This window comes from Brucella pseudogrignonensis (genome assembly GCF_031454375.1).
Classification (GTDB): domain Bacteria; phylum Pseudomonadota; class Alphaproteobacteria; order Rhizobiales; family Rhizobiaceae; genus Brucella; species Brucella pseudogrignonensis_A.
Genome location: NZ_JAVDQT010000003.1, coordinates 206,088 through 221,649, shown reverse-complemented (window position 1 = coordinate 221,649; position 15,562 = coordinate 206,088). Strand labels below are relative to the sequence as shown.

Sequence of the window (15,562 nt, the reverse complement as noted above, 5' to 3'; positions counted from 1 at the left end):
TGCGCCGGAGTGAGATAATCGCTCCGGCGCAAAACTTTAGGCAGCCTTTGTCAGCATACCGTGCGGGTCGAGCACGAATTTCTTCGCCACGCCTTGATCAAAGCTTTCATAGCCTTGAGGTGCATCTTCCAGCGAAATTACCTGCGCATTGACGATATCGGCAATGTTCAGACGTCCATGCAGAATGGCCTGCATGAGCTGGCGGTTATATTTAACCACCGGCGTCTGACCCGTATGGAAAGACTGTGCCTTTGCCCAGCCAAGACCAAAGCGCAGCGACAGGCTTCCCTGCTTGGCTGCACTGTCAACAGCTCCCGGATCTTCCGTCACATATAATCCCGGAATACCGATAGAACCTGCCGGGCGGGTAATTTCCATCATCTGGTTGAGAACAATAGCGGGTTGCTCGCCGCCACTATGGCCGCGGGCTTCAAAGCCGACAGCGTCAATGGCGCTGTCCACTTCATTGCTTCCGGTCACTTCCGCAATCATATCACCAAGCCGGTCGCTGGCTGAAAGATCTATCGGCTCGAAGCCGACCTTTCGGGCGTGTTCCAGTCGTTCCTTGTTGAAGTCGCCAACCATGACGACCGCAGCGCCAAGGATACGGGCAGATGCGGCAGCAGCAAGTCCGACTGGTCCGGCGCCCGCCACATAGACAATGGAGCCAACACCGACACCCGCTTTCACCGCTCCATGGAAACCTGTCGGTAGAATATCGGATAGCATGGTCAGGTCGCGGATTTTCTCGATGGCTTGTTCGCGATCTGGGAATTTCAGCAGATTGAAATCGGCATAAGGCACCATGACATAGCGTGCCTGTCCGCCGATCCAGCCGCCCATATCGACATAGCCGTACGCGCCGCCTGCGCGTGATGGGTTGACCGTCAGGCAAACGCCGGTGTCCTGCGACTTGCAGCAGCGGCAGCGCCCACAGGCGACGTTAAAGGGAACGGAAACGATGTCGCCCACTTCGAGCATTTCGACATCGCTACCCTTTTCGATCACTTCGCCGGTGATTTCATGGCCAAGCACAAGGCCGGGCATTGCAGTGGTGCGCCCGCGCACCATGTGCTGATCAGAGCCGCAAATATTAGTTGTGATGACTTTCAGGATGACTGCATGATCCAGCTTACGACCATTAGGTGCGCTTAGCACCGGATCATCAATGTCACAAACTTCGACTTTACCCGGGCGCATATACACAACGCCTCTATTCCTGCTCATGTCTACCTCCTCCAGATTGACAGTGCGGGGATATACCCGTGTGTGAAGCCTACAGCGGTTATCGGTCGGGGAGTTGTTCTGTGCGCGACATGTCCGGTTCTCTCGTCAGCATGTCCGCGAAAGATTTAAGCGCTTTTGTCTGATAGCGATCATTATGCGAAAGCATCAAGAACTGTCGTTGAGGCAATGCAAAATTGGCTTTGACCAATGTGCCCGCTGCCAGATGGGGTGCAGCAACCAGTTCGGAAATTGCAGTGACGTAATTGCCGGATAAAACCGCCGAGCAAATCGCCTCATTGGACGGCAGTTCAAGCGCAATGTTCAGACGCGCCGGATTATAGCCTGCGACGCGTGCTGCATCTTCGAACACGCTGCGTGTTCCTGACCCATGTTCGCGCAATATCCACTGGCCGGTAAACAATGTATCCCATGTGAGCTTTCCGGCACCGTGCCATTCATGTTCAGGCTTCGTGACGACGATCAGCTTGTCGGTGCCCACCTTGCGAAGCGAAAGGTTTGGAGCCTGCACAGCACCTTCCACAAGGCCGATATCTGCCAAACCGGCCTCAGTCGCTTGCGTCACGCTTTCGGTATTACCGAGCGTCAGGCGCACATCGATCATCGGATATGCCGCATGAAACTGCGCCAGATAAGGCGGCAGCCAATAGCTCGCAATGGTCTGGCTGGCATGAATTGCGAGAATGCCACGTTTGCCGCCGCCAAGCTCCGACAACATACGCTCTGCCGATTGCGCGCGCGCCAGTGTCGCCCGCGCTTCATCGAGAAACATGCGGCCATCGCCGGTTAGCTCAATCCGCCGTCCGACCCGGTTGAAAAGCATCGCTCCATATCGATCTTCCAGCGTGCGAATGGCCGAACTCACCGCCGATGGCGTGAGATTAAGTGCCTCTGATGCGCGAGTAAGATGCTCGCGCTCGGCCACTTCTATAAAAATACGTAACTGTTCCAGTGTCATAGCTATAATCGTTCGATTTTATCGAATGAATTGTGCCATATTATGCGATGGAATGAACAGAGGAAAAGGCGCATCAGATTGGAAAATATTTCTCCTGATATGAATGCCGATTCCGATGACCACCGCAACTGCCACCAAATTCCAGAACATTCTCCCCGGACTAGCGCTTAGTCTGGCGGTATCGGCGGTCGCGGTCGGTTTGGAAAAGATCGAGGAACATTATACCGGCAAAGCATGGCTGGAAGCACTGGTTCTGGCAATTCTTCTTGGAACAGCCGTTCGCACCATTTTTCGTCCGGGTAAGCAATTTTCCAAAGGCATCAGCTTTTCAGCAAAACTTCTGCTGGAGATTGCCGTGGTGTTGCTTGGTGCGTCGATCAGCGCAAGTGCGGTGATTGATGCGGGGCCTGGGCTTATCCTCGGCATTGCCTGTGTGGTCGCCATTGCGATCACGTTAAGCTATGGCATTGGTCGGGTACTGAAGCTGCCGCATCGCATGGCCATTCTTGTTGCTTGCGGAAATTCGATTTGCGGCAACTCGGCGATTGCGGCAACGGCTCCCGTCATTGGTGCTGACAGTGAAGACGTAGCCGCATCCATTGCCTTTACCGCCATTCTGGGCGTCGTTGTTGTGTTGCTACTGCCGTTGCTGGTGCCGCTGCTTGGAATGTCTTTTACGCAATATGGCGTTCTTGCAGGGTTGACGGTCTATGCCGTGCCGCAGGTGCTTGCTGCAACCGCGCCCGTTGCTGCAATCAGCGTTCAGCTTGGCACGCTGGTCAAGCTGGTGCGGGTGCTGATGCTGGGTCCGGTTATTCTGACACTGTCTGTTTTGGCCGGAAATAAAGATGCTGAAGTGAAGCCCGGTTTTCTGCAACTCGTGCCATGGTTCATCATCGGTTTTCTAGGCATGATGGTGTTGCGCTCGTTGCACCTGATCCCGGAAACCATTCTCCCCATGATCCATATTTCATCCACGGCACTGACCATCATTTCAATGGCCGCTCTGGGGCTTGGAGTTGATGTTCGATCTGTGGCTTCGGCTGGCGGTCGCGTCACCCTTGCGGCCATCTTGTCGCTGCTGGCACTTGGTGCGATCAGTCTGGGCCTGATCCATTTGCTTGGTGTTGTTTGATTTTCCGTCTGCGCGGATTGTCCGTTCAAAAATCCACTTGATCCTCTAGTCACTAGAGATGTTACGACGCTTTAAATTCGTAACAGGAATGTTGAAATGGATCGCAATTACCTCAAAGAAACGGCGCTTCTCGACTTCAGCTCGGCGACACTTCAGGAACTGATGACTTCAAAAGCCTGGTTTGATCTCAATAGCTTTGAGAGGATTGGTGCGGCATACGACTTTGTGCGTGATGAGATCAAGTTCGGATATAACAGCAGCGATAATATTACGGCATCTGCCGTGCTGGCCGATGGCTATGGCCAGTGCAACACCAAAGGCACTCTGTTGATGGCCTTGCTGCGTGGGCTTGGTGTTCCTTGCCGCTTGCATGGTTTCACGATCCATAAGGATCTCCAACGCGGTGTCGTGCCTGAACTGGCCTACGCCCTTGCACCTGAGAGCATTTTACATAGCTGGATCGAAATCTGGCACGACGGGCGCTGGATCAATCTGGAAGGCTTCATTCTGGATCGCCCTTTTTTGCGCGCACTGCAAAACAGGTTCGGGCGCGATGGTGAAAGCCTGTGTGGATATGGTGCGGGAACAGATTGCTTGTCTGCTCCGCAGGTCGATTGGATCGGTGAAGACACCTACATACAACGCACCGGAATTAACACTGATCTTGGGTTGTTCGACACACCTGATGACTTTTATACGCTGCATCAGCAGAAATTCGGCTGGCTGCGTGGACAGATTTATCGGCATATTGTCAGGTATTGGATGAATGCACGGGTGAAGCGCATCAGAGCGGGAAAGATACCCGAATTGCCAAAAGCGGCAAAAGTGCATCGTCATATATCCAGCGTTTAAGAATTTTTTGACCAAAGAAAAAGCCCGCCATTTGGCGGGCTTTCTCGTATTTATTGAAGTGCCGAAAACTTAGTTGTTTTCCGACTTCTTCATTGCGGCAGCGAGAATGTCGCCGAGCGATGCACCGGAATCGGTCGAGCCGTACTGAGCGACTGCTTCCTTTTCTTCAGCGATTTCCAGAGCCTTGATGGAGACCTGCAGCTTGCGGGTCTTCTTGTCGAAGGCGATGACGCGAGCGTCAACTTTCTGGCCAACGGTGAAGCGTTCTGGACGCTGTTCGTCACGATCACGCGACAGATCCGAACGCTTGATGAAGCTTTCGAGATCGTGGTCAACGAGACGGACTTCAAGGCCACCATCGGTAACAGCTGTGACTTCACAGGTTACAACGGCGTTCTTGCGCAGATCACCCGAAGCTGCTGCTTCGCCGACCTTGTCGCCGGAAAGCTGCTTGATGCCGAGCGAGATGCGTTCCTTTTCGATGTCAACGTCGAGAACAACGGCCTTAACAACTTCGCCCTTGTTGTATTCTTCGATGACCTGTTCGCCTGGACGGTTCCAGTCGAGATCGGAAAGGTGAACCATGCCGTCAACGTCGCCGTCGAGACCAATGAACAGACCGAATTCGGTCTTGTTCTTGACTTCGCCTTCAACGATTGTGCCCTGTGGGTACTTGTCAGCAAAGGTCGTCCATGGGTTGTCGAGAGTCTGCTTGAGACCGAGGGAGATACGGCGCTTAACCGGATCAACTTCGAGCACAACAACTTCGACTTCCTGAGTGGTCGACAGGATCTTGCCTGGGTGTACGTTCTTCTTGGTCCACGACATTTCTGAAACGTGGATCAGACCTTCGATACCTGGCTCGATTTCGACAAATGCGCCGTAATCGGTGATGTTGGTTACAGTACCGGTGATCTTTTTGCCGATCGGGTACTTCGCACCAATGCCATCCCAAGGATCGTTCTCGAGCTGCTTCATGCCGAGCGAGATACGATGTGTATCCTGGTTGATACGGATGATCTGCACCTTGACCGACTGGCCAATTGTGAGGATTTCCGAAGGATGGTTGACGCGGCGCCATGCCATGTCGGTAACGTGCAGGAGGCCGTCAATGCCGCCGAGGTCAACGAACGCACCGTAATCGGTGATGTTCTTGACAACGCCGTCAACAACCTGACCTTCTTCAAGGTTCTGAACGATTTCCGAACGCTGTTCCGCACGGCTTTCTTCAAGAACGGTACGACGCGAAACAACGATGTTGCCGCGACGCTTGTCCATCTTGAGGATTTCGAAAGGCTGTGGGACGTGCATAAGTGGGGTAACGTCGCGGATTGGACGAATGTCCACCTGCGAACGTGGAAGGAACGCAACTGCGCCGTCCAGATCAACGGTGAAGCCACCCTTAACCTGATTGAAGATGACGCCGTCGACGCGTTCGCTGTTTGCGAACTTCTGCTCGAGCTTGCCCCAGCTTTCTTCACGACGTGCTTTTTCGCGCGACAGAACAGCTTCGCCGAGTGCGTTTTCGATACGCTCAACGTAAACTTCAACTTCGTCGCCCGGCTTCATCGAGCCGTCTTTGCCCTTCGCGCCGAATTCCTTCAGCGGTACGCGACCTTCGACCTTGAGGCCGGCATCGATGATTGCCATGTCTTTTTCGATGGCAACGATGCGACCCTTTACAACATAACCTTCTGCAAGGTCATTGTTGGCAAAGGATTCAGCCAGCAGCGATTCGAAGTCTGCGAGGGAGGGATTGAATTCAGACATAAATACTCCTGATGCATCCGGTATAAAACAACATCGGATGCGGCGCCGGGGGTTAGAGTTGCGTTAGGCCTGTCCTTCGGCTCCGTCTCTTAAGAGACAACCGGCGCGTGGAACGCGAAGTCAGGTTATAAGTTTGGGTGAGCCCTATATAGGAACAAAACCCGGATTATTCAGCGTTTCAGAGGCATTATTCTATCAGAAAGTTGTAAAACTGTCCCGATATTATGCCTTGTGCTGCGCAAGAGCATGATCAATCAGCTTTTTCGCGGCCAGAAATGCCGCTTCTATACTCATTTTGCTCGTATCTAGCAAGTGCGCGTCTTCCGCAGGCTTAAGGGGCGAATCCGTGCGGTTCATGTCGCGCTCGTCGCGCTTTTTGAGATCGGCTAAAATCTCATCAAAATCAGCTGTGCCGCCTTTGGCAATAATCTCGTCAAAGCGACGCTGGGCGCGGACTTCTGGCGATGCAGTTACAAAGAGCTTTATCTGCGCCTGCGGGCAGACCACCGTTCCAATGTCTCGACCATCAAGCACACTTGAAGGCAATGCATTGCCAAAACTGCGCTGTGCTTCAACAAGAGCGCGGCGCACGGCAGGCATGACCGCCACTTTTGATGCCGCTTCGCCAATGGCGTGGGCCGAAAGCACGGCCTTATCCATATCATGCAGATTGAGATTGAGCGCCACATCCGCCGCAATCGCCTCATCATCAAGCGGGAGCGCCTTATCGAGCAGCGCTTTCGCCACTGCGCGATAGGTCAGGCCGGTATCAAGGTGTGGCATGCCGTAATGAATGGCAATGCGCCGGGCAAGGGTTCCCTTGCCCGAGGCTGCTGGTCCGTCGATGGCTACGACGAAACTTGTCATTGCTTCTCGCTGACTTCGATTTTTGCACCAAGGCCGGGCATCATTGTCATGAATTCCGGGAACGAAGTGGCGATCATCGTGCTGTCATCAACGGTGACTGGCTTTTCAGCGGCCAGCCCCATGACAAGGAAGCTCATCGCAATCCGGTGATCGAGATGTGTGGCAACGGTGCCGCCGCCAAGACCTTTGCCGTCAGGACGACCGCGAACCGTAAGCGACATTTCGCCTTCGGTGCAATCAACGCCATTGGCTTCAAGGCCGCGCGCAACTGCTGCAAGACGATCTGATTCTTTGACGCGCAGCTCATCAAGACCGTCCATGACGGTTTCGCCTTCCGCAAAGGAGGCTGCAATCGCCAGAACCGGATATTCATCGATCATCGATGGTGCGCGTTCTGGTGGAACGACAACGCCCTTGAGCTTCGATGATTTCACACGCAGATCGGCAACATCTTCACCACCAGCAAGACGCGGATTGATGATTTCAATGTCTGCGCCCATTTCCTGCAATGTGAGAATAAGTCCGGTGCGGGTAGGGTTCATCAGGACATTAAGAATGGTAACGTCTGAACCTTCAACCAGCAGTGCCGCAACAAGCGGGAAGGCGGTTGAGGACGGATCGCCCGGTACGTCGATGGTCTGGCCGGTCAGTTTGCCCTGTCCGACGATACGGATATGGCGCACGCCGTCCTTATCGGTTTCAACCGTGAGATCGGCACCAAAGCCCTGAAGCATTTTTTCGGTGTGATCACGGGTCATGACTGGTTCGATGACCGTTGTAACGCCCGGCGTATTGAGGCCAGCAAGTAGCACTGCCGACTTCACCTGCGCGGATGCCATTGGCACGCGATAGCTGATCGGGTTCGCCGTCTTTGGACCAGTGAGCGTGAGCGGCAGGCGGTCGCCTTCGGCAGCCTTCACCTGAACACCCATCTCGCGCAGCGGATTGAGAACACGGCCCATCGGACGCGAGGTCAGTGATGCATCACCGATAAAGGTTGTGGTCATGTCGTATGTGCCGACAAGGCCCATGGTGAGACGGGCACCGGTTCCGGCATTGCCGAAATCAAGTGGCGCTTCCGGCTGCAAAAGACAGCCATTGCCGACACCATTGATGATCCAGATATCGCCGTCCTTGCGAATCTTGGCACCCATGGCCTGCATAGCGCGGCCTGTGTTGATAACGTCTTCACCTTCAAGCAGGCCTGTGATGCGGGTTTCACCCGCAGCAAGACCACCGAACATGAAGGAACGATGCGATATGGATTTGTCACCCGGAATGCGGATTTCGCCCTTTAAAGCCTCCGAGCGGCGGGCGGTTGCAGGTTTCGGGGTAGCGGAATGGGACATGGATTCTTCACTGTCTCATTTTGGCGTTATTCACGCTGGATTAATCAAAGCGGCAGCTTCCTAACACAGGAACAAGGCTTGGTCATCCGCCAATGCATATTTTCAGGTGTTGTAAACGCGCAGAATGAGTCTTTGGCTTTGACAAAAGCCGCAAATTACGTTTATGCACCAAACAACACCGTAAGGCGCATCTCCCGACTGATTGACGGTTAGGAGTTTGATGGCGAGCTTAATGCATGCAAGCGTCGCAGGCGCGACGGGGAAATCAACTCACGAGGCTAAACGTGTCAAAAGCTGAACTTGGAACCAAGCGCATTGATCCGGAAACGGGCAAGAAATTTTACGATCTCAATCGCGATCCGATTGTTTCGCCTTACAGCGGCATTTCCTACCCACGGTCGTATTTCGAAGCGAGCGTAGCGGAAAGCCGTGCGGCTGAGCAGGAAGAAGAAGCGGAAGAAGTCGATACCGCTCTCGAAAAGCCAGAATTCGTTTCTCTTGAGGATGCGGACGATGAAGCTAAGGGTGGCGAAGATTTGCCGGACCTCGACGATGATGTCGATCTTGGTGATGACGACGACGACACCTTCCTCGAAGAAGAAGAAGATGAAGACGACGACGTTTCGGGCATTCTCGGCGGCGGCGTCGGTGATGATGACGAAGAAGTTTAATCTTCTGTTCTCGAGATAGATTGAAACGAGGCGGCTCATTGAGCCGCCTCGTTGCTTTTTACGGCACCGCAAACGGCGGATAGATATTCGGCAAATTATTTTTGGCCGATGCGATAAGAGTTGCGATTTAGCTCTTGATCTTCTCTCAAACGCCATTTAAGAAGCCGCCACACCGGACAGAAATTTCTGTCTGGCCCACCTCGCAAGAGGTCTGATGGGGCCATAGCTCAGCTGGGAGAGCGCTTGCATGGCATGCAAGAGGTCAGCGGTTCGATCCCGCTTGGCTCCACCAAATTTCCAATTAATTCAGCGTCGTAAATAGCTTTTCTTGCCTCGATCATCGATGCAATATTTTCCACCGCGTGGACCGGTGCATATCAGGCCGTCGCGGCATGAGCATTCGTTGTTGGATGAGGATTGCATATTCGATTGAGCGGGACTGATCAAACCGACTGCACCCTTACTTGAGCCCATAAAAGCCTGGCAGGATTTTTTGCTGCCGCTGACTGAACCATCATTGCAGATGAAAATATCGCCACGGCAATGCGATATGCCTCCCTTGCTGCCGCTACAGGGGGTATTCGCTGCCTGTGAAGGTGTTATTGTCGTAATTTGCAAACCGATGATTATCAGTTTGATGACCCAGCCCGTTATCCGCATAGGTGCTGATATTAACGGGTGTTGAATTGCGTGCAACTGATTAAGATCAGGAAAAGCATAGACGCCACGTCGAGTCTCTTTTAGAGACTTCTATGGAGCTGGTCGGGAGAACATCTCAGCTCACATAATTCTGGGAGGAATGATGAATAAGAATGTTTCCGTCAATGATCGTCCGCTGTGGCAACCTGGTGCAAATCGCATTGTAGCGAGCGGGCTTGAACATTTTCGCGTGCAGGCAGAGGAGCGCGCAGGGCGGAAGCTTTCCGATTATCAGGCGCTGCATCGCTGGTCGATTGAGGATCGCGCTGCATTCTGGACGTTGATCTGGGATTTCTGTGATGTGATTGGTGAGCGCGGTGATACGGCGTTGATCGATAGTGGCCACATGCGCGAGGCAAAATTTTTCCCGGACGCAAAGCTTAATTTCGCAGAAAATCTTCTTCGCCATAAGGGTGAGGGCGAAGCAATCATCTTTCGCGGCGAAGACAAGGTCGAGCGCCGTCTGACATGGGATGATCTGCACGCGCTGGTCTCAAAACTCCAGCAGTTCATGTTGGCGGAAGGCGTCAAACCCGGCGACCGTATTGCAGGCATGATGCCCAATATGCCCGAAGCAATTGCGCTGATGCTGGCAGCTTCGTCTATCGGTGCGGTGTGGTCTTCGTGCTCGCCAGATTTCGGTTCACAGGGCGTTCTGGATCGGTTTGGTCAAATCGAGCCAAAACTGTTTTTCGCCTGTGACGGCTATTGGTACAATGGCAAGCGCATTGATGTGAGCGAGAAGATTGCCGAAGTGACGGCGAAACTTCCTAGCAGCAAGCGCACAGTTATCGTGACCTATCTGGGTGAAGCTGAGACTGTTGCAGCGAAAGCTAGAAATGGCATTGCGCTTGATGCAGCCCTCGCACCATTTGCTGCGAAGGACGTCGCGTTCACACGCCTGTCATTCGATCATCCGCTCTATATTCTGTTTTCGTCGGGCACGACCGGCATTCCGAAATGCATTGTTCACCGGGCTGGTGGTGTGCTGTTGCAACACCTCAAAGAACATCGTCTGCATGCCGATATTCGCGATGGCGATCGCTTATTCTATTTCACCACTTGTGGCTGGATGATGTGGAACTGGCTGGCATCCGGCATAGCGTCTGGCGCAACGCTTCTGCTTTATGATGGTTCACCATTCTATCCCGATGGCAATGTGCTGTTTGACTATGCGGCAGCAGAAAAAATGACCTATTTCGGCACGTCTGCAAAATTCATTGATGCGGTGCTGAAAGCTGGGCTTAAACCGCGCGAAACCCATGATATGTCTGCTTTGCGTACGGTTTCATCGACTGGTTCGCCGCTGTCGCCGGAAGGTTTTGCTTTCGTCTATGAAGCGATCAAGCCGGATGTGCATTTGGCCTCCATTTCCGGTGGCACTGATATTGTCTCCTGCTTCGTGCTAGGTGTTCCAACCGAAGCTGTCTGGCAGGGCGAAATTCAGGGCGCTGGTCTTGGTATGGCGGTCGATGTCTGGGACGACGATGGTAAGCCGGTGCGCCGTGAGAAAGGCGAGCTGGTCTGCACGAAGGCTTTTCCCTGTATGCCTCTGGAGTTCTGGAACGATCCCGAAGGCGCCAAATATCAGGCTGCCTATTTTGAGCGCTTTGACAATATCTGGTGCCATGGCGATTTCGCTGAATGGACCGAACATGATGGTATTGTGATTCACGGTCGTTCAGATGCGACACTTAATCCGGGTGGCGTGCGCATAGGTACCGCGGAAATCTACAATCAGGTCGAACAGATGGCAGAAGTCGCAGAAGCGCTCTGCATCGGGCAGGATTGGGACAATGATGTGCGGGTCGTGCTGTTTGTTCGGCTTGCTGAGCGCGTCTCGCTCGATGACGATCTGAAAGCGCGTATCAAAACCAAAATCCGCACTGGCGCGACACCGCGCCATGTGCCTGCGAAAATCGTTGCTGTCAGTGATATTCCGCGCACCAAGTCAGGCAAGATTGTTGAACTTGCGGTGCGTGATATTGTGCATGGGCGCGAGGTGAAAAACCGCGAAGCATTGGCAAATCCGGAAGCATTGGAACTTTATCGCGATCTTGTTGATCTCGCTTAGGTTCAGTCTCCTGTTAAGCCTGCCTTTCGTGTACTGCGATGTGGGGCGTTTTCGCATGTTCTGATGACCGGTTCAAAAGAACCAGGATGATTATGAACGGGAATAAATCCCGCCGATTATGGTGGGGGTATTTCTGTTGTAGTTGCAGGCAGTTGAACGCTTGCAATCGCAAGCCGGAAATGCATTCTTATTACATCATGAAAGCTCGCTCTCATTCCGGAGCATGATTCCGAAAGCGCGAGAGCAATTTCGGATAATATTATGGCTCAGGTGCCTTAACGGGTGGTGTGGCGCGCTTTTGGATTGACCCTTTAAAATCGTATGATTGAAATAAAAGGGAGGGCCCGGCAAACTGGTGGCGCAAAGACGCTGCGATTTGACCGGCATGGGTTGTTTGGGGTCATCGGGAAAACGAGACCTCGCAAAGGAGAAAAAGAATGAACCTCAAGCTTCTTTCCAGCGTAGCTTTTGCCGCTACTCTTGGTTTTGGCGGCGCTGCTTATGCGGACATCACCGTTGGTGTTGTTGCACCGCTCACAGGTCCGGTTGCTGCTTATGGCGATCAGGTCAAGAAGGGTGCGGAAACCGCTGTTGAAGTTATCAACGCAAATGGCGGCATCAAGGGCGAAAAGATCGTTCTGAAATTTGCTGATGATGCGGGCGAACCAAAGCAGGGCGTTTCAGCTGCTAACCAGCTGGTCGGCGAAGGCATCAAGTTTGTCGTTGGTCCTGTTACCACCGGCGTTGCAATTCCTGTATCCGATGTTTTCGCTGAAAACGGCGTTCTCATGGTTACGCCAACGGCAACTGGCCCTGACCTGACCTCTCGCGGTCTGGAAACCGTGTTCCGCACCTGCGGCCGCGACGACCAGCAGGCAGACGTAATGGCTGCTTACTTCCTGAAGAATCTTAAGGACAAGAAAGTCGCGATCGTCCACGATAAGGGCGCATACGGCAAGGGTCTGGCAGATTCCTTCAAGGCTGCAATCAACAAAGACGGCATCACGGAAGTTCAGTATGATTCCGTTACGCCGGGCGACAAGGATTTCAGCGCGCTCGTATCCAAACTGAAGGCTGCTGGCACTGAAGTCGTTTACTTCGGCGGCTATCATGGTGAAGGCGGTCTTCTGGCGCGCCAGCTTCATGATGCAGGTCTGAATGCGCTGATTCTCGGCGGTGAAGGTCTTTCCAACACCGAATTCTGGGCAATTGGCCAGAAGAATGCTGAAGGCACACTCTTCACAAACGCTGTTGATGCAACCAAGAACCCAGCTTCCAAGGAAGCCGTCGATGCACTGACTGCAAAGAACATTCCGGTTGAAGCATTCACGATGAATGCATACGCCGCTGTTCAGGTTCTTGCCGATGGCATTGAACGCGCCGGTACAACTGAAGATACCGCAGCTGTTGCTAAGGTTCTTCGCGATGGTCAGCCAATCGAAACTGTTATTGGCAAGCTGACCTATGGCGAAACGGGCGATCTTTCGTCGCCAAGCTTCGACGTGTTTAAATGGGAAGACGGCAAGATCGTCGGTCTTGACTGATAATTTTGCAATGATCGCATATTCTGAATTTATCAGAATATCGCGGTTGTAAATTAAGAATAAAAAACGCCGGTATTTTTATCGGCGTTTTTTTATTGATATAATAGAATAGTCTAAAATTAATTCATTTCATAATTTATTATTGTAATTATTCGTAACAAGAGTAATTTATGCGAATTATTACTTAATTTAATGCCGTTTTTTATAATGGTATATTTTAGTAATATGTTTTTTTGTTTCCATGTGCAGGTGTTTCTGAAATTGTAGGGTCTCGCTTTATCTACAGCATTTGTAAAACGGTAAGCTTCGGTTAACCATGCTGGTGTAGTCTGACTGTATCAAAAAGGAACATCTGGCGGAGCAGGTTTGATGCAGCGCTATAGATTTGACGACAAAAAAGTTTTGATCGAAGCAATAGTCGAGCTTCTCAATCGTGGCGTCGAGCCGGACGAATTGGATCTCGTATTGAGCCGGATTGGTCCGGTTGATCTCGATCTGATGCGGCAGTGTTTGATCGAAGTTTGGGAATATAATAATCCCGCGCCGATTGAAACGCCGATGGCAGCTTGAACGACCGGGATTTTACCGGGAAGTGTCATAAACCTGAAATGGACAGATGCTAAATCTGCTCATGTATCGGGAATTCATTCGATAATGTGTCCACGGATGTACTGGCGCAAAATCAGAATGGAAGCGGAAGGTCGGGTTCAGCCCGGCCTTTTTCGTTTTAAAAATGCACTCGTTTTGCTGATCTTCGACGGCTGTTATTTCAGTCTTTCATCATTTGCAGGTGATGCATCGAAAATCTCTTCTCGGTTTCCCGAATAGGCTCTAATGTCTGGCGGCATTCTGTGAGGAGGTAATCAATGCTGCGCCATATCGTTCTTGTTAAATTCAGGTCTGATGTTCCAGCCGCGGAAATCGATACAGCACTCGATCAGGTTGTTGCATTGCGTGAAAAGATTGATGGCATTTTAGCGGTCAGCGTTGGTGCGAATACCAGCCCTGAAGCATTGGAAAAAGGTTTCCAGCACGGTTTCGTCGTCGACTTCACGGATGAAGCGGCGCGAGATGCGTATCTTCCGCATCCTGATCATGTGGTGGTCGGTGGAAAGCTTGTTGAACTCGCAGAGGGCGGGATCGATGGGATTCTCGTGTTCGACTACAACTGCTAAGCCAGTTCTATAGAACAAGCCCGCCGACGCCCATTCTTCCCAGATCGTCAGCGCTGAGTTGCATTCCTGCCATCAGCCGATCCAGTATCCAGTCGAGACTATTCTCGCGTGCGCTTCTCGCTGATCCGGGTGCTACGACAATATATTTTTCGCCTAGCTTTGCCAGCACAAGAAGATTGCCGGGATCAACCGGAACGCCCATTCGCAGGATTTCCCCCCCGCAATTGATGATTGCGCGTGGAACGATGTCTGCCTCATCAGCAATTGATGATGCACTGAAAATCACGATGATATCGCAATCCCTAGCCACCTCAGTGATGGAAGAAGATAATGCTGAGTGTTCATGGGCGACACGATGCTCCATGGACACAGAACCCTGATTTCGCTCAACGCGACTGGAAATCAGATTTTTGGTTTTTTCGAATATCGTTTCACGTATCGACGGCAGCCGGGATTGTATGAGACCGATCCGCGTGGCGCGGAATGGCCTGACGTCAATCGCTTTGCTTTGATTTGCCTCTAGCTTTTCAATCAAGGCTTTAGGAATGGCAAACGGGATGATTTTGACGGTTGCTACCATCTGACCGCGATCAACGCGGCAATCGTTGCGTACTGTTGCAATTGAAATGCGAGGATCGAGCAGATTGATTGCATCAATGTCGCTGGCATTGGCATGGAACAGACCGGCATGACGGGCGAAAAGATTGACGCGTCCTGCAATGGGCGGGCCTGCCTGGAGATTTGCTGAAATCAGTAATTTCCCAACTGCAAGCGCCGCGTCATTCTCGCTAACGTCATCTTTTTCGAGACGAGCTGCGAAAATATGCGTGAGGCCATGATGTTTCAGAACCGCAACATGATCTGACGTGAGCAGCGTGCCTTTCCGAAAATTGTGAGTCCCTGCGGCAATTGCATAGCCAAGTACTGCTCCCTCAGTTTCTTCGATTGGCCAATTACCAAAAATCATGCATGTCCCGTTGGTTTAGAGCACATCCCGAAAAGTGGGAACCGGTTTTTGGACCAGGATGTGCGTTCAAACAAATGATTAGAGCGCCGATCTGATTTAATCAGATCGAAACGCGCTCTAGTTCCTGCAAGTTGAAACTACAGTATCTCAACGCAGACTGGAATCGTTCTGAGTCCAATTTTCGATGGATTCCATAGAAATATTTGTTGTATCGATATATATATGGTATTGTATGTCTTGTGTTTTAATATGATTA

13 protein-coding genes and 1 tRNA gene are annotated in these 15,562 nt (G+C 52.1%); 8 read left to right on the top strand and 6 right to left on the bottom strand.

What is annotated here, in order from left to right; genetic code table 11:
* Window positions 1–36 precede the first annotated feature (36 nt).
* Both fdhA and J2782_RS11865 read right to left on the bottom strand, forming a co-directional pair.
* Window positions 37–1,227 carry a formaldehyde dehydrogenase, glutathione-independent gene (fdhA, locus tag J2782_RS11870; protein WP_310012738.1) on the bottom strand — a complete coding sequence of 397 codons (1,191 nt, stop codon included), beginning with the start codon at window positions 1,225–1,227 and terminating at the stop codon, window positions 37–39.
* Between the two features lie 58 nt (window positions 1,228–1,285).
* Window positions 1,286–2,203, bottom strand: a complete 918-nt coding sequence (locus J2782_RS11865; protein ID WP_310012735.1) for a LysR family transcriptional regulator — start codon at window positions 2,201–2,203, stop codon at window positions 1,286–1,288.
* A gap of 115 nt (window positions 2,204–2,318) precedes the next feature.
* Between J2782_RS11865 and J2782_RS11860 the strand changes: the two genes are divergently transcribed.
* Together J2782_RS11860 and J2782_RS11855 are read left to right on the top strand one after the other, a co-directional pair.
* Complete coding sequence (locus J2782_RS11860) at window positions 2,319–3,338, top strand: YeiH family protein (RefSeq protein ID WP_310012733.1); 1,020 nt, start codon at window positions 2,319–2,321, stop codon at window positions 3,336–3,338.
* Window positions 3,339–3,434: 96 nt separating this feature from the next.
* Window positions 3,435–4,190, top strand: coding sequence for a transglutaminase-like domain-containing protein (locus J2782_RS11855; RefSeq protein ID WP_310012731.1), 756 nt, complete (start codon window positions 3,435–3,437; stop codon window positions 4,188–4,190).
* A 69-nt stretch (window positions 4,191–4,259) separates the two neighbouring features.
* Here J2782_RS11855 and rpsA read toward each other — a convergent pair whose 3' ends face one another.
* The 3 genes from rpsA to aroA form a co-directional block, all read right to left on the bottom strand.
* Window positions 4,260–5,960, bottom strand: coding sequence for a 30S ribosomal protein S1 (gene rpsA, locus J2782_RS11850; RefSeq protein ID WP_250039303.1), 1,701 nt, complete (start codon window positions 5,958–5,960; stop codon window positions 4,260–4,262).
* Between the two features lie 222 nt (window positions 5,961–6,182).
* Window positions 6,183–6,827 (bottom strand): (d)CMP kinase, encoded by a 645-nt coding sequence (gene cmk / locus J2782_RS11845; RefSeq protein ID WP_310012725.1) that lies wholly within the window; start codon window positions 6,825–6,827, stop codon window positions 6,183–6,185.
* Window positions 6,824–8,176, bottom strand: a complete 1,353-nt coding sequence (gene aroA, locus J2782_RS11840) for a 3-phosphoshikimate 1-carboxyvinyltransferase (RefSeq protein WP_310012724.1) — start codon at window positions 8,174–8,176, stop codon at window positions 6,824–6,826. The genes cmk and aroA overlap by 4 nt, the downstream gene beginning before the upstream one ends.
* 284 nt (window positions 8,177–8,460) lie before the next feature.
* Between aroA and J2782_RS11835 the strand changes: the two genes are divergently transcribed.
* The 6 genes from J2782_RS11835 to J2782_RS11810 all read left to right on the top strand — a co-directional run bounded on the left by J2782_RS11835 (window position 8,461) and on the right by J2782_RS11810 (window position 14,339).
* A complete protein-coding gene (locus tag J2782_RS11835; protein ID WP_250039299.1) occupies window positions 8,461–8,847 on the top strand; it encodes a TIGR02300 family protein in 387 nt (128 codons plus the stop codon).
* Between the two features lie 216 nt (window positions 8,848–9,063).
* Window positions 9,064–9,139: transfer RNA gene (locus J2782_RS11830), tRNA-Ala, on the top strand.
* A gap of 507 nt (window positions 9,140–9,646) precedes the next feature.
* Window positions 9,647–11,620, top strand: coding sequence for an acetoacetate--CoA ligase (locus J2782_RS11825; RefSeq protein ID WP_310012720.1), 1,974 nt, complete (start codon window positions 9,647–9,649; stop codon window positions 11,618–11,620).
* 437 nt (window positions 11,621–12,057) lie between these two features.
* On the top strand, window positions 12,058–13,164 hold the full coding sequence (locus J2782_RS11820) for an ABC transporter substrate-binding protein (protein ID WP_310012717.1): 1,107 nt from the start codon (window positions 12,058–12,060) through the stop codon (window positions 13,162–13,164).
* 369 nt (window positions 13,165–13,533) lie between these two features.
* Window positions 13,534–13,734, top strand: coding sequence for a hypothetical protein (locus J2782_RS11815; protein ID WP_310012714.1), 201 nt, complete (start codon window positions 13,534–13,536; stop codon window positions 13,732–13,734).
* A 296-nt stretch (window positions 13,735–14,030) separates the two neighbouring features.
* A complete protein-coding gene (locus J2782_RS11810; protein WP_310012713.1) occupies window positions 14,031–14,339 on the top strand; it encodes a Dabb family protein in 309 nt (102 codons plus the stop codon).
* 7 nt (window positions 14,340–14,346) lie between these two features.
* Here the strand turns inward: J2782_RS11810 and J2782_RS11805 are convergent, their stop codons facing one another.
* On the bottom strand, window positions 14,347–15,306 hold the full coding sequence (locus tag J2782_RS11805; protein WP_310012711.1) for a molybdopterin-binding protein: 960 nt from the start codon (window positions 15,304–15,306) through the stop codon (window positions 14,347–14,349).
* Window positions 15,307–15,562 lie beyond the last annotated feature (256 nt).

Coding starts and splice junctions, on each gene's coding strand:
- fdhA (WP_310012738.1), bottom strand. CDS start 1,227: ATGAGCAGGAATAGAGGCGTTGTGTATATGCGCCCGGGTAAAGTCGAA.
- J2782_RS11865 (WP_310012735.1), bottom strand. CDS start 2,203: ATGACACTGGAACAGTTACGTATTTTTATAGAAGTGGCCGAGCGCGAG.
- J2782_RS11860 (WP_310012733.1), top strand. CDS start 2,319: ATGACCACCGCAACTGCCACCAAATTCCAGAACATTCTCCCCGGACTA.
- J2782_RS11855 (WP_310012731.1), top strand. CDS start 3,435: ATGGATCGCAATTACCTCAAAGAAACGGCGCTTCTCGACTTCAGCTCG.
- rpsA (WP_250039303.1), bottom strand. CDS start 5,960: ATGTCTGAATTCAATCCCTCCCTCGCAGACTTCGAATCGCTGCTGGCT.
- cmk (WP_310012725.1), bottom strand. CDS start 6,827: ATGACAAGTTTCGTCGTAGCCATCGACGGACCAGCAGCCTCGGGCAAG.
- aroA (WP_310012724.1), bottom strand. CDS start 8,176: ATGTCCCATTCCGCTACCCCGAAACCTGCAACCGCCCGCCGCTCGGAG.
- J2782_RS11825 (WP_310012720.1), top strand. CDS start 9,647: ATGATGAATAAGAATGTTTCCGTCAATGATCGTCCGCTGTGGCAACCT.
- J2782_RS11820 (WP_310012717.1), top strand. CDS start 12,058: ATGAACCTCAAGCTTCTTTCCAGCGTAGCTTTTGCCGCTACTCTTGGT.
- J2782_RS11815 (WP_310012714.1), top strand. CDS start 13,534: ATGCAGCGCTATAGATTTGACGACAAAAAAGTTTTGATCGAAGCAATA.
- J2782_RS11810 (WP_310012713.1), top strand. CDS start 14,031: ATGCTGCGCCATATCGTTCTTGTTAAATTCAGGTCTGATGTTCCAGCC.
- J2782_RS11805 (WP_310012711.1), bottom strand. CDS start 15,306: ATGATTTTTGGTAATTGGCCAATCGAAGAAACTGAGGGAGCAGTACTT.